The 24,803-nt window shown below is 42.2% G+C and carries 28 protein-coding genes; 22 read left to right on the top strand and 6 right to left on the bottom strand.

The window, feature by feature from the left end:
* Positions 1 to 359: 359 nt before the first annotated feature.
* Together BLU58_RS08420 and BLU58_RS08415 are read right to left on the bottom strand one after the other, a co-directional pair.
* Positions 360 to 683 carry a hypothetical protein gene (locus BLU58_RS08420; protein WP_093291788.1) on the bottom strand — a complete coding sequence of 108 codons (324 nt, stop codon included), beginning with the start codon at positions 681 to 683 and terminating at the stop codon, positions 360 to 362.
* A complete protein-coding gene (locus BLU58_RS08415) occupies positions 684 to 1,160 on the bottom strand; it encodes a helix-turn-helix domain-containing protein (RefSeq protein WP_176786572.1) in 477 nt (158 codons plus the stop codon).
* 144 nt (positions 1,161 to 1,304) lie between these two features.
* Here BLU58_RS08415 and BLU58_RS16910 point away from each other — a divergent pair, with 144 nt between their 5' ends.
* From BLU58_RS16910 to BLU58_RS08380, 9 genes are all read left to right on the top strand, one after another.
* A complete protein-coding gene (locus tag BLU58_RS16910) occupies positions 1,305 to 1,430 on the top strand; it encodes a hypothetical protein (RefSeq protein ID WP_255404658.1) in 126 nt (41 codons plus the stop codon).
* Positions 1,431 to 1,443: 13 nt separating this feature from the next.
* Complete coding sequence (locus BLU58_RS08410; protein ID WP_093291786.1) at positions 1,444 to 1,791, top strand: hypothetical protein; 348 nt, start codon at positions 1,444 to 1,446, stop codon at positions 1,789 to 1,791.
* A complete protein-coding gene (locus BLU58_RS08405) occupies positions 1,778 to 2,083 on the top strand; it encodes a hypothetical protein (RefSeq protein ID WP_093291785.1) in 306 nt (101 codons plus the stop codon). The genes BLU58_RS08410 and BLU58_RS08405 overlap by 14 nt, the downstream gene beginning before the upstream one ends.
* Positions 2,084 to 2,205: 122 nt before the next feature.
* The gene (locus tag BLU58_RS16380) at positions 2,206 to 2,379 is read left to right on the top strand and encodes a hypothetical protein (RefSeq protein WP_176786571.1); all 174 of its coding nucleotides are present in this window, start codon (positions 2,206 to 2,208) and stop codon (positions 2,377 to 2,379) included.
* Positions 2,376 to 2,621, top strand: a complete 246-nt coding sequence (locus BLU58_RS08400; protein ID WP_093291784.1) for a hypothetical protein — start codon at positions 2,376 to 2,378, stop codon at positions 2,619 to 2,621. Before BLU58_RS16380 ends, BLU58_RS08400 begins: the two co-directional genes overlap by 4 nt.
* A 183-nt stretch (positions 2,622 to 2,804) precedes the next feature.
* Positions 2,805 to 3,365 (top strand): NUMOD4 domain-containing protein, encoded by a 561-nt coding sequence (locus BLU58_RS08395; protein ID WP_093291783.1) that lies wholly within the window; start codon positions 2,805 to 2,807, stop codon positions 3,363 to 3,365.
* The gene (locus tag BLU58_RS08390) at positions 3,362 to 3,883 is read left to right on the top strand and encodes a hypothetical protein (protein WP_093291782.1); all 522 of its coding nucleotides are present in this window, start codon (positions 3,362 to 3,364) and stop codon (positions 3,881 to 3,883) included. The genes BLU58_RS08395 and BLU58_RS08390 overlap by 4 nt, the downstream gene beginning before the upstream one ends.
* Positions 3,834 to 4,409, top strand: a complete 576-nt coding sequence (locus tag BLU58_RS08385; protein ID WP_093291781.1) for a hypothetical protein — start codon at positions 3,834 to 3,836, stop codon at positions 4,407 to 4,409. Before BLU58_RS08390 ends, BLU58_RS08385 begins: the two co-directional genes overlap by 50 nt.
* Before the next feature lie 528 nt (positions 4,410 to 4,937).
* Complete coding sequence (locus BLU58_RS08380; RefSeq protein ID WP_143123740.1) at positions 4,938 to 5,738, top strand: hypothetical protein; 801 nt, start codon at positions 4,938 to 4,940, stop codon at positions 5,736 to 5,738.
* A 179-nt stretch (positions 5,739 to 5,917) separates the two neighbouring features.
* On the opposite strand, the gene BLU58_RS08375 is transcribed toward BLU58_RS08380, so the two are convergent.
* Positions 5,918 to 6,406 carry a hypothetical protein gene (locus tag BLU58_RS08375; RefSeq protein WP_093291779.1) on the bottom strand — a complete coding sequence of 163 codons (489 nt, stop codon included), beginning with the start codon at positions 6,404 to 6,406 and terminating at the stop codon, positions 5,918 to 5,920.
* Complete coding sequence (locus BLU58_RS08370) at positions 6,378 to 7,163, bottom strand: ParA family protein (RefSeq protein WP_093291778.1); 786 nt, start codon at positions 7,161 to 7,163, stop codon at positions 6,378 to 6,380. Before BLU58_RS08370 ends, BLU58_RS08375 begins: the two co-directional genes overlap by 29 nt.
* Positions 7,164 to 7,567: 404 nt before the next feature.
* Here BLU58_RS08370 and BLU58_RS08365 point away from each other — a divergent pair, with 404 nt between their 5' ends.
* From BLU58_RS08365 to BLU58_RS08310, 12 genes are all read left to right on the top strand, one after another.
* Complete coding sequence (locus tag BLU58_RS08365; protein ID WP_093291777.1) at positions 7,568 to 8,035, top strand: hypothetical protein; 468 nt, start codon at positions 7,568 to 7,570, stop codon at positions 8,033 to 8,035.
* Between the two features lie 337 nt (positions 8,036 to 8,372).
* The gene (locus BLU58_RS08360; RefSeq protein WP_093291776.1) at positions 8,373 to 9,188 is read left to right on the top strand and encodes a LysM peptidoglycan-binding domain-containing protein; all 816 of its coding nucleotides are present in this window, start codon (positions 8,373 to 8,375) and stop codon (positions 9,186 to 9,188) included.
* Between the two features lie 69 nt (positions 9,189 to 9,257).
* Positions 9,258 to 10,061, top strand: a complete 804-nt coding sequence (locus BLU58_RS08355) for a conjugal transfer protein (RefSeq protein ID WP_093291775.1) — start codon at positions 9,258 to 9,260, stop codon at positions 10,059 to 10,061.
* 12 nt (positions 10,062 to 10,073) lie between these two features.
* Positions 10,074 to 10,334 (top strand): hypothetical protein, encoded by a 261-nt coding sequence (locus tag BLU58_RS08350; RefSeq protein ID WP_093291774.1) that lies wholly within the window; start codon positions 10,074 to 10,076, stop codon positions 10,332 to 10,334.
* A gap of 9 nt (positions 10,335 to 10,343) precedes the next feature.
* Positions 10,344 to 10,706: a TcpE family conjugal transfer membrane protein gene (locus tag BLU58_RS08345; protein WP_093291773.1), complete on the top strand. Its 363-nt coding sequence runs from the start codon at positions 10,344 to 10,346 to the stop codon at positions 10,704 to 10,706.
* Positions 10,707 to 10,709: 3 nt separating this feature from the next.
* Positions 10,710 to 13,322, top strand: a complete 2,613-nt coding sequence (locus BLU58_RS08340) for an ATP-binding protein (RefSeq protein ID WP_093291772.1) — start codon at positions 10,710 to 10,712, stop codon at positions 13,320 to 13,322.
* A gap of 4 nt (positions 13,323 to 13,326) precedes the next feature.
* A complete protein-coding gene (locus BLU58_RS08335) occupies positions 13,327 to 13,776 on the top strand; it encodes a hypothetical protein (RefSeq protein ID WP_093291771.1) in 450 nt (149 codons plus the stop codon).
* Positions 13,773 to 15,620 (top strand): hypothetical protein, encoded by a 1,848-nt coding sequence (locus BLU58_RS08330; RefSeq protein ID WP_093291770.1) that lies wholly within the window; start codon positions 13,773 to 13,775, stop codon positions 15,618 to 15,620. The genes BLU58_RS08335 and BLU58_RS08330 overlap by 4 nt, the downstream gene beginning before the upstream one ends.
* Before the next feature lie 4 nt (positions 15,621 to 15,624).
* Positions 15,625 to 16,185 carry a hypothetical protein gene (locus tag BLU58_RS08325; protein ID WP_093291769.1) on the top strand — a complete coding sequence of 187 codons (561 nt, stop codon included), beginning with the start codon at positions 15,625 to 15,627 and terminating at the stop codon, positions 16,183 to 16,185.
* The gene (locus BLU58_RS08320) at positions 16,166 to 17,245 is read left to right on the top strand and encodes a peptidoglycan DD-metalloendopeptidase family protein (protein ID WP_093291768.1); all 1,080 of its coding nucleotides are present in this window, start codon (positions 16,166 to 16,168) and stop codon (positions 17,243 to 17,245) included. The genes BLU58_RS08325 and BLU58_RS08320 overlap by 20 nt, the downstream gene beginning before the upstream one ends.
* Before the next feature lie 18 nt (positions 17,246 to 17,263).
* Positions 17,264 to 19,990, top strand: a complete 2,727-nt coding sequence (locus BLU58_RS08315) for a type IV secretory system conjugative DNA transfer family protein (protein WP_093291767.1) — start codon at positions 17,264 to 17,266, stop codon at positions 19,988 to 19,990.
* Positions 19,991 to 19,994: 4 nt separating this feature from the next.
* Positions 19,995 to 20,936: a hypothetical protein gene (locus tag BLU58_RS08310; RefSeq protein WP_093291766.1), complete on the top strand. Its 942-nt coding sequence runs from the start codon at positions 19,995 to 19,997 to the stop codon at positions 20,934 to 20,936.
* Positions 20,937 to 21,811: 875 nt separating this feature from the next.
* Here the strand turns inward: BLU58_RS08310 and mobQ are convergent.
* The gene (gene mobQ / locus BLU58_RS08305; RefSeq protein WP_093291765.1) at positions 21,812 to 23,827 is read right to left on the bottom strand and encodes a MobQ family relaxase; all 2,016 of its coding nucleotides are present in this window, start codon (positions 23,825 to 23,827) and stop codon (positions 21,812 to 21,814) included.
* 333 nt (positions 23,828 to 24,160) lie between these two features.
* Here mobQ and BLU58_RS16375 point away from each other — a divergent pair, with 333 nt between their 5' ends.
* On the top strand, positions 24,161 to 24,334 hold the full coding sequence (locus BLU58_RS16375) for a hypothetical protein (protein WP_176786570.1): 174 nt from the start codon (positions 24,161 to 24,163) through the stop codon (positions 24,332 to 24,334).
* Between the two features lie 26 nt (positions 24,335 to 24,360).
* Here BLU58_RS16375 and BLU58_RS08300 read toward each other — a convergent pair whose 3' ends face one another.
* The gene (locus BLU58_RS08300) at positions 24,361 to 24,678 is read right to left on the bottom strand and encodes a hypothetical protein (protein ID WP_093291764.1); all 318 of its coding nucleotides are present in this window, start codon (positions 24,676 to 24,678) and stop codon (positions 24,361 to 24,363) included.
* Positions 24,679 to 24,803 lie beyond the last annotated feature (125 nt).

Raw genomic sequence — 24,803 nt, 5'->3', positions numbered from 1 at the left:
TTCCTGGTCGAATAATAGCAGAGCTTTTACAGTGGCAAACCGGCCAAAGTTAGACACTGTGAAGGCTCTTTTGCTTTTATTAAAAACAAAAATCCTCCCTAGACCTAGGCAGGATCGCTCGCTATTTTATATATTCGAGTAAATTTGTACACACATTATTGACCCAGCAATAAAAAGTGAATACAATATACCTGAATATATTATTTACAAGTATCTGTTGGTAGCAGATACTTGTAACCCTAATCTATAGGGACAGCGGCGACCTGTGCGTAAGGTCGTCTTTCTGTTTTTTGTTGGTTCAAGTCTACCATTGTGTTTTGACTATTACAAGAATAATAGTTTTGGCTAAGCACCTCTATTTAGTTATTAGGGGTGCTTTCTAATGCCTTTTTCTTGAGTTTCCTCATCTGCTTATCATAATCGTGAAGTCTATCAGACAGAGCCAGTTCCCCTTCTCTGAGATCGTCCAATTGATTTTCGACTGTATCCAATCTTACTCCCATGTCGGATTTAAATTCCGCAATATCCTCGCTATTTTTGATGACCTGTTCTTTTGTTGCTCTGACCTCCAACTTGATCTCATCTAATTGGGTATCAATACTATCAAAACGCTTCTCTACACTTATTTTCATTTCATTAAAACTCTTGAGAATCGTTTCCAAGGTCGCTTCCATGTTATCCATTCAGGTGCCCCCCTTTTGTGTTAGATAGATCGTTGTTAATTCCTCAAACGACTCTTTGAGAGATGGATCGGTGGAATGCTGCATTGCTTTTCTGAGTCGTTCATACTCCCGATCAAAAACAAACTTAACATCATGACTCTGTCTTGGATAATCAACAACACTTGAACGAAGAAAGTTACATTGCTGGATTAAGCCTAGATCCAAGTAATGGTGAAGCTCGTATGGAATGTTTACTTCTTTTTCCACTTTAGGAACGGATACTCCCTCTACCTCAAAGAGTTCACCAGGAGTTACTTGTAAGTAGACACATACTTTCCCGATTATTTCTGCATTGAAGCTGGAGGCTATATTTTTTGCTATACGTCGCAACGATTCATATGACGTATCACTTAGACCAATGTCGGTTGCTATCTTTCTAAGGGACAGCCCACGTTTTTTAGCAATTTGTTCTAGTTTGCATTTCATTACAGGCGTCATATTTCGTCCTCCTGCTACCATTATAAATATGCCAACTTAATTAATCAATACTTAAATATTATTAATTAAATTAGTAATTAATCATTGACTAACTAATATGTTTAGTAATATGATGTGTTTAGATACAACAAAGGAGGCGATCACATGATAATCCAACCTCGAAAATGGTTAGCAAAGACCAAAAAGGAACAGATGGAAATTTTGTATGGGCTGGCTGAACTCACCAGACAGAAAAACATCTTACTTGTTGAGATTCAACGAGTCGCTTAGGAGGTTGTTATTGATGGCAGTGAAGACGATATATCGTGAGATTTCAATTGATTGTGATTCCTGTTATATGAAGTACGTCATTGGAGCGAAGATGAATGACTTGGAAGACTGGGCAAGATGGGAGCCTGTTGAGGATGCGTCCTGTCCCTGCTGTAAGTCAGAGAACTTAGATGAACTATATGGATTAGTTCCCTACTACCAAGCAAAGCGCATTGGAAAACGGGCATATGTTCATTCGAAAGAATCAGCAGAATGGAGTAATTTCCTTGATTTTTGTTACGAAGTTGCGAGGCTGACTGACTATACTTTGGATAAATTGATCGAGATCATTGAAGAGGAGAGCCTACATGAAAATATGTGAGGAGTGTCAGACGAACCGAGCCACTCACTCAAGAGAAGTCAGCGAATCTGGCTTACGAAGGAAGAGTCTCGTCTGCTGGAGTTGCTTAAAGCCCTACCATGATTACACGGACCAGACGATCATTCGCCTGGCGGATGCAAAGAAAGTCAATCCTGCTACTTGTGATCTATGTGGCTTTTCTCCAAGCAACTATTTATGGGATGAAAAGCTCAGGGAAGATGGAGAAACAAATTTTCATTGCAAGAACTGCGGAGACTTGATTGGATCATCTGGAGATGAATGGAGGAAATAGTGTGAACGAAGAATCGAAGTGTTCATCTTGTGGAACCGAGTTGTACCAAATCTATTGGGGTGTATGGGTGTGTCCCTATCGCTTTTGTAGTCTCAATACTGAACGGGAAGCGAGGAGAAGAGATGAGGAACGTCGTTCAACTAGATACTAAGTCGGCCAACGCAATAAAAGAGTTTCTGAAGGTAGTCGAAACTACTCCAGAAGCTCTTGAAGATTGGAAAATAAACTACTGTGATCAGGTTTGCGCCCTGGATCACTCCTCCATCCTATCACAAAGCTGGTGGAAGTTGAAATGATCGATGCAGTACGTTTCATTCAACTAGAACTTTTCCTGGTCGATGGCCAGCAGCTGTATCTCAATCCAGATTGCCTTCCCGATCTGAACAACATGAATCCAATGGTGGAGCAATTTGGATCTACTTGGATCGCTGTGACTTGTGGTGATTGTAGCTATCTAAGCGGATCCACATGTCAGAAAAGCAATCAATCACACGATTCATCATGGAATGCATGTGGTCTTATTAAGCTGAAAATTTGAATGTTTATTATAAATCAATCTGTCGAGGGGTCTTTCAAGCAAGTTCACCCCCTCTCGACTAACTTTTCGTCAGTGATGATACCTAAGCAGACTCTGCTTCCCTCCTCTACGTACACTACCCATTAAAAACCTTGATTTCGCTGGTTTCAGAGGAGGTTGAGCAAGAAGAGAGGGGACACAACCATGATTGAATTTTCACTACCCTCTTTAGAAAAAATGAGGGAATGTTGGAGAGATATCCCTTCATATGAGGGATATCAAATCAGTAGTTTTGGTCGTGTTATACGTAAAAGGCAAGTTAAAAAAGATCGTTATGGGAATCGCCGAGTACTTCAGGAGCTGGCTATCAAGTCGTTTCGTACCAAACGAGGATACATGTACGTGAACCTTCATCAAGAAGGAATGAACAGCAAACCTTACATCCATCGTTTGGTTGTCTCCAGCTTCTTTCCTGAAGCTCTGGATGAACCTGTCAGGCACAAAGACGGTAAGAGAGCCAACAATCGCTTGGACAATCTCGAATTCTTTCTGTCTCGTGAAGATTTCATACAAAGTCCAATCAGGGAGCGAGAGTTAATCAGGGAGTTAACAGCTCATTCCTCCTCCCTGCTATCTCATGAAGATGAGGAATTTGTGAAATACATTCATCGATCTGGTTGTAAAGAGTTCGGTATGGCTGTCCTAGCTAGGGAATACGGAGTTGATATCAAAGAGATCAAGCGCATATTGGAGGTGGCTCAATGACCACTAGTTACGGCGGTTGCTCCAAAGAGATGTATGAGCTATTAGAGGATATGAGCAGAGAGAAAGACTACTTGGAAAAGGTTAGAAATGTTGAGAAGGGCCTCTTTGGAAAGCCGAAACAGAAGAAAAAGCAGTTAGTTTTCGAACGTCAACAAGTCCTATGCTCATGCAAGAAAAAAATGCACAGGGTCGAGCGTGGTAAAAAAAGATCTTGTGTAGATTGTTTTATCAAACAACAAATTTTTGATGAGGAGATCAAGAGAGCAGGGAGAGCAAGAGTACCAGTAGGCTACTTGATATTAAAAAATGACATGGTGATCCCGTTTGTATGGAATCCCGATATTGACTATCTCACAATCAAAGAGCGTCGTAGGAAATCTGGCAAATGCTTGGGAGTAGTGGGGCTAGAAGGCCAGATGAAATACATTCCAGCCTCCCTGATAGTGAAGATCGAAGGAGCTGACGACGATGAATTGGCTTTCGAGGATTGTGACCAAATCGCCCTGGATCGAGGATAAGATTTGGAAATGGATTGAAAAGGATCGCCATATGTGGGACGACGATGATGATTGGAAGCAAGAACCCTACTATGTTATCCAAGGCGATGGCTCCTCCCTTTCCATCAAGATCAATCATGATGAAATTATAGTACACGAACATGATGATTCCATGTGTTTTGAATGCAGGCAGGCTCAAGCTACACATGGGATCAATCAAAGAGGATTTTGTCAGAAGTGTGCATTCCAGTTAGACGTTATAGAGCGAGAGACAGAGCGAGCTAAGAGAATGGAATGGTATCCGATCGGCTTCTTTGTTTCAAGGTCTAGAACTACGTTTCCCTTTGTTTGTAGAGACGGAATAGACTATGAAAAAGTCTATGTTCGGGCGTTGGAGCAAGATAGAGATATGAAACTGATCGGCCTTGGTGGAAAGCTAGAATCCTTATCAGCCCGAGAAATGATCATACTGGAACGTCCTCAAGATTGTTATGTTTTGTTAGATAGTGAGATCATGGAAAAGATCACAGGTGATAATCGGCGTTAAGAGAAGACCCACTCCCCTCCTCCCTATAACAATGAAAAGGATGGATGAAATGGCTTGCAAATACTGTGGTTCTGACTATGCTACTTTTGAATGGAATGGTGTAGAATTGTGTATATATAATCCTGCTTGCCTCGACGATGCGGTGTGTGATTCTTGACCGTGTGCAAGTAGTCAGAATTATGACGAGGAATAATAGATGACTCCACAGGAATACAGAAAAAAATATACCTGTATTCCTGTAAAAACGTAAATACATTTTGACAGGTAGAAAGGGTGATCTAGGTGCAACAAGGCAAAGCAACAATGGTGAAAGTTAATGTTATTGCAGGTTGTTTGATTGGACTATGTGTGTTGATCCTTTCGTATATGCATACTACAGCACTTTTTGATCGAGCTGGCTATAAAGGAGTATTCTCACACATAGGAGTAATTGGTTTTGAGCTTACTTTTGTACTGGGTACGGTTACGGTAATCTGGTCTAGATGGATCGATGAGAAAGTTGGGAGATCGGCGAGGTTTGTTTTCTGGTTGGGGGTAATAATCAACGTCTACTCCAATGTAACATCGGGTATAGCAAAGAATGGAGAACCTCTGGTGTTTTTCAAAATTGGAGGAATTGTAGTGGATGAAGCTGTTTTGATTGGAGGTCTTATTCCACTTCTAATAGTTGCGGCGGAGATGGTTGTGCAGGATGCTCTCCTCCACCAGAAGCAGAAAAAAGAAGTGGAAAATTCTCCACTTACTCCAGTGAAAATTGGAGATTCAATCTTCACAAAGATAGACGATTCCTCCAATAATGTTATAGTCGTTTCTCCAGGAGAATTAGATGGAGGGATCGTTGGAGACTCCAAGCCATTCCATATAGAGATAGACGATCATATCAAACAAAATAGAGGACTGGAGGAGATTGCATACAAGCAAGAATCGGAGGATTTGATTCCTCCAATCAAGGAGATAGAGAAGATATCTCTCATGAAGGAAGAGGAAATCACCCCTCCAGTTATACAAGAAACTCCAGAAAACATCTCTACATTCTCCAGTCAATATGGAGACAATCAGGAGGAGTCTCCAACGGAAAACAGTAAAGAATCCTCCAAGATAGTGATGGAGAAACCTTCCAATCCTCCAGCTAAAAAGAGGAAGATCTCCAGAAAAAAAGTTACATCAACTCCCTCCTCCAGCCATGCAAAGTCTCCATATGAAATAGCCCTCCAGCTTTACAAAGAAGATGGAGAAGTACCCGGGAGAGGAAAACTCCAAGAAGTAGCTGGATGTAAAGAATGGCCAGCTCGACAAGCTATCAAACAACTAAAAGAGAATATTGGTTGAGTGGGAATCCGTATAACCAGAAACCTGTAAAAACATACTTACAGGTTTCTGGTTATACTTTTTTTAGTATTCCTGTCTAATCAGTTTTGCAAAATTCCGTAGATCAGTATTACTTGTTTTCAGCTTAACCTGTTTATCCATAACCACCAAATAAAAAACAAGCAGATCGGGAATTCGACCTACTTGTTTTTCTTTAGAGTACTTGGATCAGGAACGCCCAATTCGTCTAAGTGTATTTTGATTGCTTCTTCAGCGATTTCGTATTCAAAGCGATCAAACAAAACAGATGCTAGTTTTAAGCGATTTGCCAAAGACTTTTTGAATTCAAAAGTCTTTTTGTCTCTACCTTCTTGACTGGATTCCTGTCTAAGTGGCTGTACAAGAGACTGGGTTCCTTTGTTGCTGGCTTTCTTCTTAACAGTATTTCCGGCTTCCAGTTTTTCAGGAATTACAGGTTCTTGGCTCCCTGTAATTACACTTTCTTGGACATCAGGTTGTACAGGCTTTTGTATTTCTATCTCCTTGGCTTCCTGTATTCCTGTATAAATAGCTTCTTGTAATACTGACTCAACAGGAATCATCTTTTGTGTCTTTTCTGTTTCCTGTATTTCAGGCTTTTTGACTTCTCCCAGCAAATCCTCAAATAGCTTTCGCTTTGACTTTGACACGGTCTAACAACTCCTTTACCAACGAGATATAAGGCTGCAATGTTGCCTGATCTCTAGTCACAGCTTTTTGAATACCCGTTATAGAGAACTCCTTGATCCTTACACGTCGTTTGATTACAGTAGTGAACATCTTTTCTCCGAATTGCTTACATGCTTTCTGATAGATGGCTTCATCAATTGTTGCTATTGAATCCATCATAGATACAATTACACCTAAGAAATTCATATTTTGATTGATTTGTTCCTGAACTAATTCGACTGTCTCTTCATAACGTAACAAACCATCATAACAAAATGGTTCGGGTTGGAAGACAGCGATAGAGAAATCAGAGGCCGCTAAGCCGTTTAATGTGTGATCTCCAAGGTTAGGAGGGAGGTCGATCGTGATGAAATCATAAGCATCCTTTAGTGGCTGTATGGTTTCAGCTAACAGAGTCATGGGATTGCCACTATAGTCTCGATAAATGTATTTGGATAGGTATGCTAGGAAATCATCAGCAGGGATGAGATGAAAGTTATCGCTGATCGCATGGATATAGGGAAGAGCATTCTTTTCTTTTAGTGCTTCAAGGATAGTCCTTTCTTCGAAATCAAAAAGGCTCTTTCTAGTAATCATTTGCGTGAGATTCCCCTGGGAGTCAAAGTCTATTGCTAGAACTTTGTAACCAGCGTTTGCTAGTAAATCACTAATGATAGCACAGGTTGAAGTCTTTCCAACGCCGCCTTTACCCATGCCGAACGATATAATATGACCCATATTCTTGTCCTCCTTGTTTTACATTTATCCGTAAAACTGGGTTGTTGGCTATATGTTATACAACATTTGGGATTTTGTACAACCAGAATCCTGTAAAACAATATTTACAGGTCAGGAGGACGAAGATGCTGATAGCCGAAACCATTATAGGAGCCGTCTCCGCTCGTCTCCCAAAGAAAACGGAGACATAGAAAACAGGAAAGCATTCTGCTATCTCTCTTAAAAAAGAAGGGAGGATAGAGGGATGCTTTTTTTGCTATTTGTCCTGGTCAAATCCTTGACGATAGTCCATAAAAAAGTCAGTATGTAGACTATTAGTTAAAAATCAACTTGTTAAATAGATGTTAAAATACATTAGAATTGATAATCAATTTAGAACGAATAGGAAGGATAGGGGGGATGGAATGGAAGCCAACCGATACATAAATGGAAAAGAAGCTGCACGAAGGGCTGGTCTGGATGTCAGCTATGTTGCAAGTCTAGCACGGAAAAGCGCAGCCGAAGGAAACCCGTGGCCGATCAAGAGGCGAGTAGGGAGTAGAGCACCGTGGGAAGCTCCACCTGAAGAATGGGAAAAAATTTTACAGCCGATAACAAAAAGGAAGAAGAAATTGAAGCCTCGTAATACATTGGGAGCTAGAGAACAAGGAAGTATTGAAGATCCCGATGCACAGGTATGTTATTCGGCAAGACAGGCAGCCAAGATATTAAATGTTGCTGGATCATGGCTGTCTGTGCTTGGAGAACGGTGTATCAAACTAGGACGAGAATGGCCACAAAAGGAAATACAAGCAAGGATTGCACCTCTGGAAGAATGGAGAAAGATACTGAAAGACGAAGATTTGAGAGCATGGACACGGAGAAATTTTTAAAAATAATTATATTTTCTTTCAAATCACACTTGAAATACAGTTTAGTATTGGGTTATTATGGTATTGCAAGGGGAAAAGGTGTTCTCTTTGTTTTAACTTAGTGCAGGCGGATCTCAATCCCGTAAGAGATCACAGAAAACTGCCAATAGTTCTCATCTCCCGATTAGTTAGGAGAAAGATGATGAATAGGTGCCAAAATCCTTTTGTAGGATAACGGGAGTTCTACAAGTGTTGTGCGGCGATCCGATAGGGGAGCCAATACATAAGGGGAGCATCCGAAGATTGTCTACAAAGAGAACATACATCATGCATCTATAACGAGGAGGTATGTGTTTTTATGAAGAAATTAGCCGTGTCTGCTCTAACACTTACTCTATCAGCAACCTTAGTAGCTCCAGCATTTGCATCTGAGGAGCCGAAACCACTTGTTCCAGGGAAAGAAGGTACAGTTGAACAGCAACCAGCACAACCTAAGCCTAAGCCAGAACCACCGAAAGAGGAGCCGAAACCCGAACCAAAAACGGAGCCAGCGGTTATCAAACCTCAACCAAAAGAAGAGCCGAAGTCTGAGCCGTCGAAACCTGAATCAAAACCAGAACCTCCTCCAGTCAAGGCGGAACCAGCGAAGCCAGATCCTAAACCTGATTCAGATCCAGTTGGTTCACAACCGGAAAAGCCTACCAAGGAAACTAGTCCGACGAAGCCAAGCGAATCAAATTCTTCCGTAAAGCCAACGACAACACAACAATCTCCACCAGCTAGTCCTAAAGTTGAGAGAGGAACCAAGGTAGCAACTGGTGGTAGTAGTAAATCTGATTCCAGCTCATCTGATAGCACAGACGGTTCAGAATCAACTTTACCGCCAGTCGTACCATCCTCTCAGTTACCGTTACCACCGCTACCAGCTGATGTAGCCAAGGATAGGAATACTACAAAAGAAGTAGCAGCGGATCTTTCCGAAAAGACATATGTAGTTAAAAAGGGAGATAGTTTGTGGAAGATTTCCAAGGCACTTTTAGGAGATGGGAAAGAATGGAGTCAACTGTGGAATCTGAATAAGGAACAACTGATCCAACGTGACAAGAGAAATAAGAAGGATGTTGGAGATTGGATTTTTCCAGGTCAGATTTTACGGTTACCAGTAAGCAAATAGCTGAAAATATGAGAATGAGTCGGGCTTACTTGTTGTAAGTCTGACTTTTTTATCGAGAGGAGTCATTACATGAGTTGGAAGAGAAAAACAAGATTAGCAGTAACCACAACTCTACTTGTGTCACTGGTTGGCCTTGGAATCTATAGAGCGGTTCATCCGGGTCCTACAGCAGTTCAAGCGACTAATGAGAAGCTACCTGTGTTCGTAGATACATCGAAAGGAGCAGAGAACTATGGAGTGTACTTTGTTAACTACTGGCTCGCTGGAGACTTGGAAGGAGCTAAAAAATACGCTGCGTCTGGATTCAACGTACCTAGTGACAGAGACATCCCAAAGCAGAAATTAGAGGGTACTGGGCCGTGGGGGAGTAGGAAGTTGGACGATAAAACAGTAGCCATCATCGTCCGGGCCAAGATTGAAAAAGGAAATGCAGTATTCCTTGAAGTTCCTGTGATGACGGATGAGGGGCGGTACGGGGTGGTAGGAGTTCCGACTTTTATACCAGAACCAGCTCCTGTTGTCATGAAGGAAAAAGATTCCCTTGAAACAGTACAGGATTCCGCTACTCAAAATCAGGTGAAGCAAGTAATGGATTCATTTTTCCGACAGTACACGTCTGGAAAGCCTGTTGATTTAGCGAACCTCTTTATTGATGGAAAGCAGAGGAAGGTATTGGGGATGAGCAATGTCGTCTATGAGAGTTTAGATTCGGTCCAGATTGGCAAGCCAGAGAATGATCGACTGATAGCGAAAGCTACAGCCAAACTAAAATACGACACTCAAGTCATACCTCAGCCGTTTACCTTTACGTTCAAGAGAAACGGTAGTAGCTGGCAAATAGAAGCTACTAATCCGTATATATCAACACCGTAGGAGAGTGAGAGAATGAGAGATTTCATGTTGCAGATCGTCTTAGCATCAGGCCTAGATGAGTTTGGGAAGAGGATATGGGACTGGTTGTACCCCAACTTGAAGCAAGTGTTCACCCTCGTTGGTATTGTTGCGATCATGGCATGTGTAGGCATTCGTAGAATCCGACCAAATCTACCCGTTGTCATCTTAGGCCTTGCCTTTGTAGGCGTGTTTGTTTACAAACCAGAGTTTTTTGAAACATGTGTTAACTTTGTCTACGGACTATTGAAGTAGGTGAGATCCATGAAGGAGTATGTAAAATCGTATTCGGCTGCTTGGGATTCCTCGCTCCGAGTCTACGTGAATTTTTGGAAATTGTCGTTCTGCTTGAGTTTACAGGAGTTCATCTTTACAGCTTTATTCTGGGTGATCATGGTTGGCCTTGATTGGATCGGGCTTTCATTCGCTCCACTTGTGCATTATGGTCTTATTCCGATCGGTGGAGCCTACTTAGTTTCAAAGATCAGACCAGAAGGTATTCCTTTACACCATTGGCTGTGGAGTACAATGGTCTTTTTATTTTCTAAGAAATATGTGAGTGGAAATTTTGAATCAGTCGATCTTGAGAAAGATAAGCTTCAAATATTAAGAAGAAGAGGTGAGTAATCTTTGAAATCTCCAACACTTTTTCGATCAGGGAACATGATTATCACAAAAGAAAGAACGGGACAATGCTTCTTTGAGATTCCCCAGGAAAACTACTCGTTTCTATCGGATGAGGAGAAATTCGGTCTGAGGAATCATGTGGCAGCGTTCAAAAACGAATTTCCCTATACCATTACATGGATTCAAGTCCCCGTTCCTTATTCCTCTAGGGAATCCGTTGAATTTGATCTATCAAACGTACCGGAACCGCTACGTGAGACAGCTAAAGATGTTATGGATGAAACAGAAACATATATCCAAGAGAAGATCCCTACTAAATACAACCTATACCTATCTGTAAATATGGAGCCAGTTGCTGGAGGTTGGCTCCAAGAATTGGGGAGAGGGACGTATGAGGTCATACGAGATCCGATCGTACTCATTGATGATTTCATGGGAGGGGACCATTATCGGCTTCCCTGGACAGAATGGAAACGCTTTGAAAGTGCAGAGTATGAAATCTATGAGTGGATTCGCCAAAAGTTACATGGCCAAGCTAGGCGGCTTACAGAGCAGGAAGTTGTGTGGTTGACCGAGAGATCCGCATCCCGTGGTTACAACCCTAGCCTACAAGAAAGTGAATCGGAACTGATAACAGAGAATGGCTTTGTATATGGCTCCTATATCGATATGGACCAAGGGCTACATGACGTTGATCTCACGTTTAACAGACCGATCGGTATGATTCATTGGTCAAAAGACACACCAGATGGTTTGAAAAAAGGCTACTTTTCTATGATGGCTGTCTCATCACTCCCTAGTGAGATCGAATTCCCTGGATCAGAGGTTTATAACAAGATTAGAGAACTCGACTTTGAAGTGGATTTGCTCATACGAGAAGAGCCAATCCCGGTAAGGGAGGCAAAAAGTGAACTTAAGAAAAAGCTTGAGTTGATCCTTGGTCAAGTGAAGCACACCTTCCGGAATAAGTATGATGAATTAGAAGGAACAGAAGACCTTGAAGGAGATTTGTTGAAGCGAGAGGTTAATAAGGAGCTACAAAAGAAAATTACAAGCGAAAAGATCCCCATCTTCAAGACTCAGATCATCTTTGTGGTATGGGCTGATACACCGAAAGAAGTACAGCGGAGACGGAGAGATTTGCGAGAGAAAATGAGCGAAATTGATCTACGAGTAGAGATTCCAAGAACTTCTCAGAAGGTGCTTTATCACGATACCTTACCAGGAGCAATGTCGATCGAAAAACACTATATCGTGCGTACAACGGGTCAATTTCTCTCATCGTTCATGCCGTTGGCAACTACCGAGGTAGGGGATCCAAGTGGAATTTATATAGGGAATACTGTGATGAACATCCCTGGGACTTCCGAGAACTCTTTAGGACGTGCGCCTGTCTTTCTGAATGTGAAACGGGCAAGGGATGAGCTATCCATGACATCTAGTAGCGTCTATGCTGGATCGTTGGGAGCAGGGAAGTCTATGTTGACTGGTTCGATTGTTTACTATGAACTTTTGCGTGGAGTCCATCAGCTACTATTACAACCCAAGGATGAGCTTTGGGCATGGCCGTATGAGTTGAAAGAATTAGCACCAATCACCAACATAGTATCGATCTCAAATTCAGTGAGGGATAAAGGTAAGTTTGATCCCCTAACGAGAGTACCTGACGATCCGGAAGAGAGAATGAAAGCGAAGAAGATAGCCACTAGCCTACTACTGTTCATGGCCGAGGAGAAGCCCAAAACTTGGGCAGGGCAAGCAATTCAAGGAGCAATTGATTTGGCCATGAATCATGAGCAACCTTCCATGTTAAGAGTGCTAGATAATATCGAGCTATTTGTAAATAGAAAAGAAACTTTTGGTCTGAACTATGAGCTTGCCCAAGGAGAAGTTGAACGCATGTACTCATTCCTTCGTCGTCAGGCAACAGAGACACAGGCTCAATTATTCTTCGGAGACGGAACCGAGGAACCGATTGATGTTTCAGCACCATTAACGATCATACAAATGCAAAACTTGGGCGTTCCTGATCCGGGGAGAGAGGACTACAGATTGAATATGTCTCTCTTTATTGCTATCACGGATTTTGCCCGAAGATTTGTAAACCAACGTGGAAATGTAGCAAGATCAGTGCTTTTCGAGGAACTACACGCCATAAATCAGAGCCACGAGGGGCAACAAGTATTGCGTGAGCTAGTTAGGACTTGTCGATCCAAGAATGCGGACCTGAAGATGGTTGTCCATAACCTCCGAGACTTGCGGATCGGTAGTGAACATAAAGCGGATGGTGAAGACGGCGGAGAGGAAATCCGTTCTAATATTGGCTACCGTTTTGTATTCCGTATGAGAGATGATGCCGAAGCGAAGAAGGCATGTGAGCTATTGGGGATTGAGCCATCGGATGAGAACGTCAATCAAATATTGAATCTTAGAACGGGTGAATGGCTCATGGCTGACTTAGACAGGAGAGTATCGAAGGTGAGTCTTGATCTGGATGAGCTGAACCCGCGCTTATTTAGATCGCTGGATACTCGTCCCGTTGCAAACGAACGAAGAGAACGAGAATTTGGTCATATGCGTTCGATTACGACTAGCACAGTTTTAATTGGAGGTTGAGAAGATGGAAGCTTTAGTAATGAAGAAGAGAGCCATGTTTGCTTTGGTGGCTCTCTTACTATTGGGTGCTGTTTTTGGAATATACCAATTGCTATCAAAACCTAGTCTAACAGATGCTGAGAAGGCGGCCATCGAATTCTATAGTGCCTTGGAGTTTGATGGTGATGGTAAGACAGCAAATGAGTTGCACATAGGTGATACTGATTGGACTGAGTTTGTTACGAAGAAGCCTAAAGAAGTCCTAAAAGTATCAATATCACCAATGATACCAAGTACTGATACGAGGGTACAGGTGTTAGTTTATACTACCAGTGATGATACTGGATGTATTTTGGACATGGTTAAGGAAAATGGTTGGAAAGTAAACAAGTATAAAAATGAAAAAGGTTTGTATAGCTATATGGCATCTACATTTTCGATGCGTGAGGCTGATTGGAAGGAAGTGCAACCATGAGGAAGAGTATCAAAAGCATTGTACTAGTGTTGCTGGTTGTTTGTCTGTTTATTCCTAGTCAGGCTTCAGCTGGAACTATTGAAAACATGCTTCCAAAGAAATCGCCGATTAATGGCGATAACTCTATCACAGAGGAAATATACGAAATCTATGATGTAGACAACTATAATTTTGATGATTTGTATGGACTGTCACAGTTTTTCAATGAATCTCTTAATGCAATGATGGGTTTTGTCTTTGTAGCTGGATCATTTGGTTTCAAGCTAGGTCTCTATATTTTTCAATGGAGTATGCATTTTCCATTATTCAATGATCTGGCGAGGTGGACATCGAATGCAGTAGGATGGGCAGGAGGAGATCTATTTAGGAGTTTTCTTAAAATCGTATCCATCTTGGTATCTGTATGGGTTTTAGTAGAGCTCTTCCGTCGGCGATATGCGGATTCCGCCAAGGCACTTGGTATATCAATACTATTTCTAGGGCTATCGATGACACTATTCAACAATATGTATACGGTTCTGACGAATGTAAACGATGCATCGAATGCAGTCTCTTCCGCTATCCTCTCTATTTCCCAACCTTCAGGAGATCGGGACAAAGGAGAAGTAAACAAAGAGGTTGTAGCTAAAGTAAGTAATCAAATCTGGGAGAACTACATTTTAATTCCGTGGCAGTTCGGCGAGTTTGGTCAATCCATGAAACCAGGAACAAAGATAGAGAAAGATAGTAAGGATTCTATCGCACAAGATACACATGCACTCCTTACTGCAAATGCAGATCAAAGAGAAAAATTAGTAAAAGGGTGGGAAAAGAAATATCCCTCACTTACGAGTGATTCAGGTCTGGGTGGGAGGTTTGTGATTAACATAACCCTGTTCGTGACGAACACGATCTTCCTTCTGTTCTTAACTACATTGGCTTTGTACCAATTATTTTATAAACTAGCTTTCTTAATTTTGGCTTTCCTGGCTCCGATTGTCTGCTTATTTGCGGCTTGGCCACGCAAGGGAGTATGGACGGTTATCAACTGGTCCCTAACGTGGCTAGGAGCTGGCTTTTATGGAGTAGTAGTATCCTTTCTCTTAGCCTTCTATTTAGGGATTAGCACACAACTTTATAAGTTGGTTCCAGACTTAGGTTGGTTTATGGGAGGAGTTCTACCACAATTAGTTTTAGTACTGATGCTGGTAGTGTTCAGAAAGAATTTGATCCAAGTCTTCCGATCTCCACTATCTCAAACTCAAAGAGCGGTCGGTCAAATGAACGATTACTTTAATAAGGGAGAACCCCTACAAAGTTCAAGCAAGCGTTTCTCTAAGATCATGGATCGGGTTCATGATAAAGCAGAAGGGGCAATGGGTTTAAGCTCTACATCGAATGCAAACGCCAAAACACGAGGAAGCTTAAACAAACCGTATCTGCAAAAGATGCTACAGCCTCAGAATTCAAATGATGAGGTGGCTGCTACTTCCGAAGCACAGCAGGGCAAAGCAAAATCGAAGCCAGGTACAGCCCAAGGTAAGTTAGCCCTGGTAAAACAGGCTAAGAAAGATCAGAATAATGATTCCAAAAAGAAAAATATGAACAATAAGCTTACAGATGTTACGGAATCATCTAAGAAAAATCCGTTTCCAGATCAACCACAACGAGGCCGGATTAAAAATCGCCAGTTTATACCGCATCAAGAACCATCAAGCAGTACAAAGGTTCCTCCATCATCCAGCACTACAGCCAAGAAACTAAAAGTGGGTGAGAAGCAGTACAAGATCGATAAGAAAAAGGCAACATTATTAGCAGCTAAAACAGCGGCAAAAATCTATATAGCGAATAAGCAGAAGGGGTGAGGACGTGTTATCGAGACTATCACGAGAAAAGAAGTTTTTGTTCTTTGGCGGAGTTGTCTTTCTAGTCTTGGTTGGCATTCTTACCTCCCGATGTGAGGGGGCATCACAGAAGGCAGTGAAAGAGAAGTCTCCAGTTAAAACGGTGGAGCCTTCAATACAAGAAGATTCAGTTGAGATCCCCACAGAGTCAGACAAGAATCAAGCAAGAGGGGTAGTAGATAAGTTTATTCCTCTCTATACCACCTATCAGATCGAGAAGATGGGGGATATGGTCAAGGAAATCCAGCCCTTCGTTACAGAGCAGTTTTACAAAAACGAGGCATCAAACATAGGACTAGTAAGACCAACCGCAGAGATGATAGGCTTCCAATTTTCCAAGATGGAGAAGCCCATTATGGGAACAGACGGTGAGGAGATTACCTGGGCGAACCGAGTGACAGTGGAGCTTATCAACGTAGATAAGAAGAAGACAGCCGTAGACTATAGCTATATCATCAGGCTTAAAAAGAAAAAAGGAGAATGGCGCATCTCAGAGGTGAACTTCCATGAGTACCACGATGAGTAACAAAAAAAAGGGAAAAGGCAAGAAGTTTCTTCTCGCTCTTGTATGTGCAGGCATTGTGGTCTTTCTCATGGTCGCTATGCTTTTTTTCGTGATGTTGTCTGGAATGGGTACCAATCTTCTCCAACAACAAAAAAGCAACACAGATCTGGAGTGGGTTTTGTCTCCTGACGGCAAGAAACTCATTCCAGCTCAATATATCCCTATTTATCAGGAAGCTGGAAAGAAATACGGGGTACCATGGCCATTGCTCGCTGCCATTCATAAGGTAGAAACTGATTTCAGCCGGAACTTGAGTGTTTCTTATACTGGTGCACGTGGTCATTTTCAGTTCCAACCATGTACATGGGTAGGGTGGTCATATAGCGGATGCAAGGGAACCCTTGGGAATCTTCCTAACTCTGTAGACATAACGAATACCGCTTTGATTGCAAAACATGGCGGATTCGGCGTAGATGCCAACGGAGACGGGAAAGCAGATCCATACGATATACATGATGCTGTACACTCAGCGGCTAGATACCTATTTTCTAATCATCAAAAGGGCGAAGATTGGTTCGGTCCAAAAGGTCCTGTTTGGAACTACAACCACGCACAATTTTATATCGACAAAGTGCAAAGATACACGAATTTATTTGCATCCGCACAACAGAGTGAAAGCGGAGGAGCAACCTATACAGGAGGGAAATTTGTATGGCCAGTTAAGGGAAGAATCACAGGAGTATTTGGCGAATGGAGAGGAAGTCATAGCCATGGCGGACTTGATATTGCCGCACCACTAGGAACTCCCATATATGCCGCCGCTGATGGTGTTGTCTATCTAAGTAAAGCAAATCCGGGGGGATATGGCTGGTATGTGGGCATCGATCATGGTGGTGGAGTTGTGACATGGTACGGGCACGTTTACCAACATCAGGTCATTGTCAAAGTCGGCGACAAGGTAAAGCAAGGGCAGAAGATAGCGGTCGTAGGAAATAACGGGCGTTCATCGGGTCCCCATCTTCACCTAGAGGTGCATGTGAAAGGTCAGAAGCAAGACCCCTTGAAGTGGTTAAACAAGTAGAGAGGAGCAGTATTTCATATGAAAAAGAAACCAAATGGATATAGTCCTGAAGCAATTCTTATCTCATGGATTGTTCTTGGTTTATTAGCAGTAATCGTGATAGGGAAGTTCCTAAGTAAATGGATTGAGTGGGGGGCTAATCTCGTACCATCTTTGGATATCACTATATGGCTTTGGATCGCTTCTATCGTTGCGGTTACTTTTCTTTCTCTTAAACTATTAGGAAGAAATATATATAAGAGGAAAGCACATAGAGAGATCCGATGGAAGCGTATCATTCTGCACGTCGACACGCTCCACGATCGTAAGAAGGTAGAGAGATTTGTCCATGCCCTATGGCAGGGGAAGCGTTCTAGCATGTCTCGACTATTGAAGGGTAGAGAGTGGTTTCAACTACTAGCAACCTCTGTAAAAGGAAATCATCCAGACGGAGACATTATGCTTTATATTGGCTATCCTCAAGACCGAGAGAGTTATATCCAAACTGAGATATTCAACACATACCCTAACGCTGAAATGGTCGCTGTACCCCATGATGAGGTTCCTATGCCCTATCTAGGTAAAGGATATGGTGGTCGGTTAACTTGGCAGTATGATGGCGGTTTGCCACTAAAAGAATTCGATGGAAATGACCAGATAAGTACAATCCTTAGTCACTTGAAACCGGGGGCATTCCTATCTATTGCCTTTAGTCCCGTAACTACTAAGAAGATGAATCAGATAGAGAAAGATATGAGGGATTCCACTGTTCATGATCGGAAAGGTGGATCTAGATTTCAATCATATATTCATGCAGCTATCCAAGCATCGATCCGGTTCTTCCAGCCAAATCCACCGCAACAGACTTTATCTCACACAATGGATACAACAGGAACATTCTCACACCTCAAAAATCGCTTTAGAGGGGCTATAGGTTTTGATGTTAATATCTCTGTATGGCATGAAGAAGAGGAGCATCATGTAGTCCATGCTCTCGTGAACAGTCTTAATACGGCTATCACTGGCGAAAACGGTTTAAGACTAATCGCAACAAAAACAAGTCCGATCCAGTTAGCACCCTATCCAAAGGATTCCAAAGTCATGACATGGGTAGGAAAAGAGTTATCGAACTTGATCCACTTCCCCAAGGGAAAGACCAAATGGGAAAAGGAGAATCGAGTCCCTCATGTCTATGATCGGATTCCCCATCTCATACAGGGGCAGAATTCGATCAAAGCGGATGATTTCAAGAGCGGTGTGCCATTTGGATACTTTGTTCATCCGGCTTTCGCAGAAAAAATGCTTTATATTGCTGAAAAAAAGCTTCGAAAAATGATGTTGGTCCTCGGAAAGATAGGATCAGGGAAGACCGCTTTGATTCTTATGATGATTCGGCTTCATCTCATCTGGAAACTAGTGAAGAAAGAGCCGATCGGTGGGCTTACCTTCATTGACCCTAAGGCGGATGCGGTCTTAACTGCACTCACTTATATAAGAATGATTCGAGTACAAGGACATGAGTTTGACGAATCAAAGGTTCATTACTTTCACATGATGTCAGAAGAATATTGTCCTGGTCTCAATCTATTGGAGAGATTGCCTGGTCAGGATGAGGAAACCTTAATTACCAATGTCATTGATATTCTTCAAAACGCTTATCAAAATGAATCGGCATGGGTGCGGAAATATGCGAGGCCCACAATCAAAGCATTGCTTAGAGACAAACATGAGACTCATACTATCCTCGCAATCCCAGAGTTTCTACGGAAAAATAGCCCATTGAGGCTACGTATCATGTACCAACTCCAGCAAGGAGATATGGAAGACCAGGCCCTCTTCCGGAAGCTATCGGATCTATCCGATAAATGGGGTGGACATGAGACCGAACCACTCTTGAATCGTCTCGATGAGCTTCTAGAGAGTCCTGTAACACAGCGCATTTTTGGTCAAAAGAAAACGAACCTAGAAGTGCTGAAATATATGGAGGAAGGACACCTTGTTTTTTTCAATGTTGAAGGACTTAAAAAGGAAGCCATGAAATTGGTAATGGGATATATTGCGGTACTCTATCACCAAGCGGCACAAGTACGAAATAACAAATCTCTCAATCACTACCTCGTGATCGACGAAGCACATGAAGTTCAATTACCTGTGTTATATGAACAGATCATACCGAAAGATCGCTCGAAAGGACTTATTGCAATTTTGATGACCCAATTCCTCGATCAATTTATAAAGCCTCTCAGAATGGCGATCACAGAGGTGTCAGGTCACATATTTAGCTTCACCTGTGGTGCTGAAACGGCTACAGAAGTACAAAAATTCACCGGGAATCGCTTCAAGGCTGAGGACATCATCAATCTAAGAGAGCTACATGCAGCCGTCTATACCGAATCAGAGTCAGGAGAGAAAGTGACATTCCAGATTCGCTCAGAACCTCCATTTGTTATGAATAGGGAAGGGAAACCTACCTATTTCGGTGAGGACGAAGAGAGAGGAAATCAAGAGATGAGAGAAGCCTTCCAAGAGGCTTTAGACGAGCTTGGAAAGCCGTGGATGAAGAGAGACTGTCTATCTGTGCAAGAAGTACAAGATCAGATCAATGCATATCGTGAAAAATTGTGGAGTATGGATGAGAAGCTTGTTGCATGGGGTATGAATCAGGAGCAAAGTAAGTCCAATTCTTCGGTCCAGGTGAACCCTACGTTTATCCCTGAATCGTTACCCGATGAACCTTATCATCCAGCTAGAAGATGGGAGGAATAATCTTATGAAAACATTAATTGATATATTGAATCATCCCTATTTAAAGCGTACAGAGGAGCTTCTAGCGTGTATTCACTTCACACGCATGTGTTCCCCATTGCAAGCATCCAAACTGATGGATTGTAGTCTCTCCTATCTCTATAAATTGAGAGCAGAACTGAACGCAAAAGGAAACATGATCGTTTCTCATGCGCCAGGGAAGCGTACCCGTGCGAGTGTAGCCTTTGGATATGATTACAAGGTGGGGCCAAGGATGTATACACTTGGTTCCGCTGGACGTCCAATTGTTGAGCAGATAATCGGAGAGAAGATATCCTCTAAGCAATTAACCGATTTCCAACGCGGTCATTTCTACGGCATCAATGAGATACTCATACGTTCCCTCAATCGTATTACTGAGGAAGAGACAGGACCACATGCAAGGTCCTCAGCCCTGGATAAGATGCAATGGCTCAATACCGCACAGACGACTGACTTAATCCTATATCTTTGGAAGAAAAAATTGGAGCCTGCTAAGTGGAAGGGAAAGGAACAGGAGAGACAGGAATTCATTGAGGGTTTGGTTTATCCCGATGCAAGGCTAACGATTAAAGGGAAGCCAGCATGGATCGAGTATGACAACTCATCCGAACAGATTGGAAATAGTGAGATGGAGACCAAATATCATCTGACCACGATCGAAAATAAGCTAAATCGTTATATTGATACACTGGGACCGATCGGAAATCGGGATTCTGTGGTATGGGTCATTGCAAGCCCTACGAGAAGAGATAACATCCGAATGTGTTGGAAATCAATTGTAAATTCAGAAGATATTTGGAAGAAGAAAAAAAAGGTTGAGCAAATGGGAGGGAGCTTTTTTGTACCAGAAATGTACTTCTGTTTGCCAGAAGAAGAGCAACAATTATTTCGACAACTAGAAAATAACCCAACGCTGGTCAGGTAGATGCCTGACCTTCTTTTATATCAAAATATTCCTAAATATAGTGTAGATCAAGGTATAAATGAAATATATTCTCATAGTAGATTACACTGTAGATTACAGTAGAGAATACAGTATTTGCATTTTTTCAGAAAAATGCCGAAAATCCCTTGATATCAAAGTGGTTCACGCTCCATTCGTCACTCCTACTAGATAAGATATCATCTTATCTTCCTCATTCGCACTCGCTATTCGCTCACACTTACTCGTCATCCATCTGCTCCTTATCTCCGCTGACATCCGCCAGCTCGCCCTCGGCTATCTTCCACCTGTCAGCTCATCCCCTTTCTGATTGCTAGGGAAGGGGACTTTTTCTTATCAGAGGTAAGAGAATTCCTATTAGCCTTTATCAGGGGGGAGGGTTATTTACTTTCTATTCTGATATATAAGGATAGAGCAGGGGGCTTCCGGATCGGGTCGCCCTCGCTCTTATTCATGCTGGACAGGCTATTTTATGCCGAAATTGCCCAACCCCCGAAAATGTACATTAGCGTCTGCATGATTGGGAGTAAATGTCATATGGCCTCTTATTTTGCTTTTGGTTGCCATCAAGTACACGATTTGCTCTCTTCTGTACGACGATGCATTAGGTTGGTTTAGCATTAGCGTACACCCCCCGAAAAATGGTCAATTGGCTGGCTCATTTTTAAGGAGCCGAAAAAGTAGTGTGTTCCAGAGAAACAAGTCCCGAATTTCAAAATACGTCTATCCTATATATACCAATGGATTGCACCACTTTCCATTCATATCAATTGCCCCATCTCCTACCCTATCAATTGACACATCAATTGCCCTATCACCTACTCCATCAGTTACCCTATCAATTGATCATTAAGTGACTATCGCTCCATACCCATACTTCGATTCTTTGCACGGATCTTCCGCCTCTTCTCATTCTCTAAAGCTTGGTGAATGTTATTCGCTTTTGGATCATTTTTCAAGAACGTGCTGATGGAAGAGCTGATTGCATCCATGATAGCCATGCCTTCCTCGCTGTACATCCGTTGCTGTTCCTCTCCCCTAACACTCCATTTAGGTGCCTGCTCAAAAGTTTCAATCTCACCCAAGTCCACAGTCCGTCCTTCTTGTTCATTGAGCTTCAGGATCCCACGCACCAGCTTCATTTCCATGTTAGACAGATCGTACTCCGGGTACGCCTTATGTAGCTCAGATTTCATTACTTTATCCACTACACCCAGCGATATCTTGAGCTGATCTATCCGCTCTCGTAATACCCGACGCTCGCCTGCAATCTCTTGCAATGAGATTTCTGCCTTTTTTGGATCTGTCTTCATTAGGAATTTAGCTTCTTTCTCTAACCGCTCTAGCTTCTTTTTCCAGTTGGATAGATAGCGAACTTCCTTATTTAATCGATTGTAACTACCTTCCCAGGTTGGAGCAGATCGGATTTTCTGTGATCTTGAATCAGAAATGAATGACTCAACCTTTTCAAACGGAATCGCATGTCCAGTTGTTAAATAATTATCCAACAAACGATAAGAGTCTTCAGGAGGTAGGTAGCGAATCTGATCTACCTTGGAACCGTAGACCTGCTCTAAACTCTGCCACGTCAAGCGTTCTAAGGTTTTGATAGCTTGATTCACTTTTTCAAGCCCTTCCGCTGCTATCTCCTGTTGCTCCTTGTTTCGCTTAAAATCTGCTTGGAGCTTATGAACCTGACTCGTCAATTCCTGTTTAAAATCATTTACATCAAACCCTTTGCGTTTCAGCTCTCGTCCGATACGGTTCTGTTCAATCGTTCTAGGCTCTGCCTTCCAGTAATCTTGATACAGTTGTTTCGCTTCTTTGAGCATCGAGTAATTTTCGCTAATTCGTTTTTCTTCCTTCTGGTTCGCTCTCACAAATCGATTCAAGGAGGCTTTGCACTCCAAAGCCAATGGCAAAGTAGCGGACTCTTTCATCCGCTTAGAAACAAACTGTATTGACACCTTTTCCACATCGCTCAAGCTATCCCAGTAACTATTAGTTTTAAGCTGATAGCGTATGTCTTCCTTGCGCTCTGCTATCTTCTTCTCCAGAGAAATAACTTCAGATTGAGCTTTCTCAACCTCTTGATTAATCTTCTTGATCTCATGATTTAAGCGACCGTACTCCGTTACAGGTATGTACTTATCACCATTAGCAAAGGCTTCCTCTTTGGCTTGCTTCTCCTTTTCATGATCGGACGATCCTAGATGTTGAGTAGGAACCCGATCAATCCCCTGTGCTTCCAAGCTACGATGATCAATTCTATCGGGGTAATCAGCTCTATCCAAGGCACGATTGGCATAGTCCGCCCATGTAGCCCGAATATCAACAAGTGAATCCGCATCTTTAACAAAGCCCCTAGTCTCAAAATCGTGACTTGTTCCACGATTAGCAAATACGGGGTTCCAGGAGCGATTTTTGAGTCCAAATCCAGTCTCATCAATATCTCGCATGGTCAGCATCAAATGAAAATGAGGGTTCTTCGGATCGTCTCTGTGAATGCCAACGTCAGCAATCATTCCTCGTGTTACGAATACATCATATACAAACTCTTCAACCAGTTCCCGTTGCTCTCTGTTGCTCAATTCACGAGGCAAAGCAACGTTCATTTCTCGTGCTAATTGTGAGTCGACTCGCTTCTCTTTGTGCTCTACTTCATTCCAAAGACGTTCCCTATCATATACCCAATCAGGAGTATTCATGGGAGCCAGAATAAACACTTCAGGAGGTGTGTCTCTTGGATATTCTTTTGTTCGATTTGTGGTTTCGCAAAACAATCTTTCTCCCGATCGATAAGCCGCTGCGTAAATTGCATGATGCCCTTTTGATCTTGAGATAATTTGCATACTCAAATGATAAATAGCCAAGTTCCACACCTCCCATTTTCGATAATCCAACCAGCAAAATGTTGTAAGCCCCTGCGGGAAAAAACAAATTTGAGAAATAGCATACAGCGATAGCGTTTATGATATTTCTCAAACCACCGATCCAGAGATCGGTTCGCACACGTTGGTCACAACGTATAAGTGCGCTTCATCACTTTCGTTCTTCAGACATTTTACCATAGTTCGCTCTCACAAGTACGCAAAAACACGCTCAATATAAATAGTTTTATGACAAAAGTACATACTTGTTTCATGAGTTTTATTTTCCGATCTAGGGTATATGATATGGACAAAATTGAACTTGGAGGTTGAAAAATGAAGTCTCGTTTTGATGTATTCAATGCAAACGAAATTGAAGCCCTGCAACAAGCTATGTACCTGTTTTTAAAAGATGCAGATTCAAGGGAATCACTTGGAGTGGCTGGCACTCTTCATGCTGAGCTTTTTGTGGCTAGAGCTGAATCAATAACTAAAAAAGAGAGTTGCTAACTTTCAGCAGCTCCCTCCCTATTGGTTCATGTATCATTCGATCTCTGGCAAAATAATTGTGTGGCCATCTCATAAGCCTTCTCTGGATCATATTCGGACATATAGACTTTGGCTCTATACATACACTCATCAACAGTCCTTTGATCGAGACCAGCGACACAAAGAGCTAGATATAAGTAAGCTCTCGCCTGTTTTGGAGTCATTGGTTTTCCTTGAAACCGCTTCACTCCACTTCCTCGTATGGCTTCCTGGAGGCGATTAATGACCTCTGGTGTAACCTCACGATCTTCTTCAAACCCGTCCAAGTCTTTTTTTCCTGCTTTAATAATCTCCTCTAGTTTCATAAGATCAAGCCTCGCTTAGATTTAACTCTAGGATCAAGTTGTCCCACGCTTCATACACATTTTCTGCCTCGATGTATTTGTAATCTTTTAATCCATCGAGTGGTCTGAATTGATATGCTCCAGCA

The sequence above is a fragment of the Thermoactinomyces sp. DSM 45892 genome, from assembly GCF_900107305.1.
Taxonomy (GTDB): domain Bacteria; phylum Bacillota; class Bacilli; order Thermoactinomycetales; family Thermoactinomycetaceae; genus Baia.
Note: the sequence above shows the minus strand (reverse complement) of the source record. Positions and strands in the feature narration are given on the sequence as shown.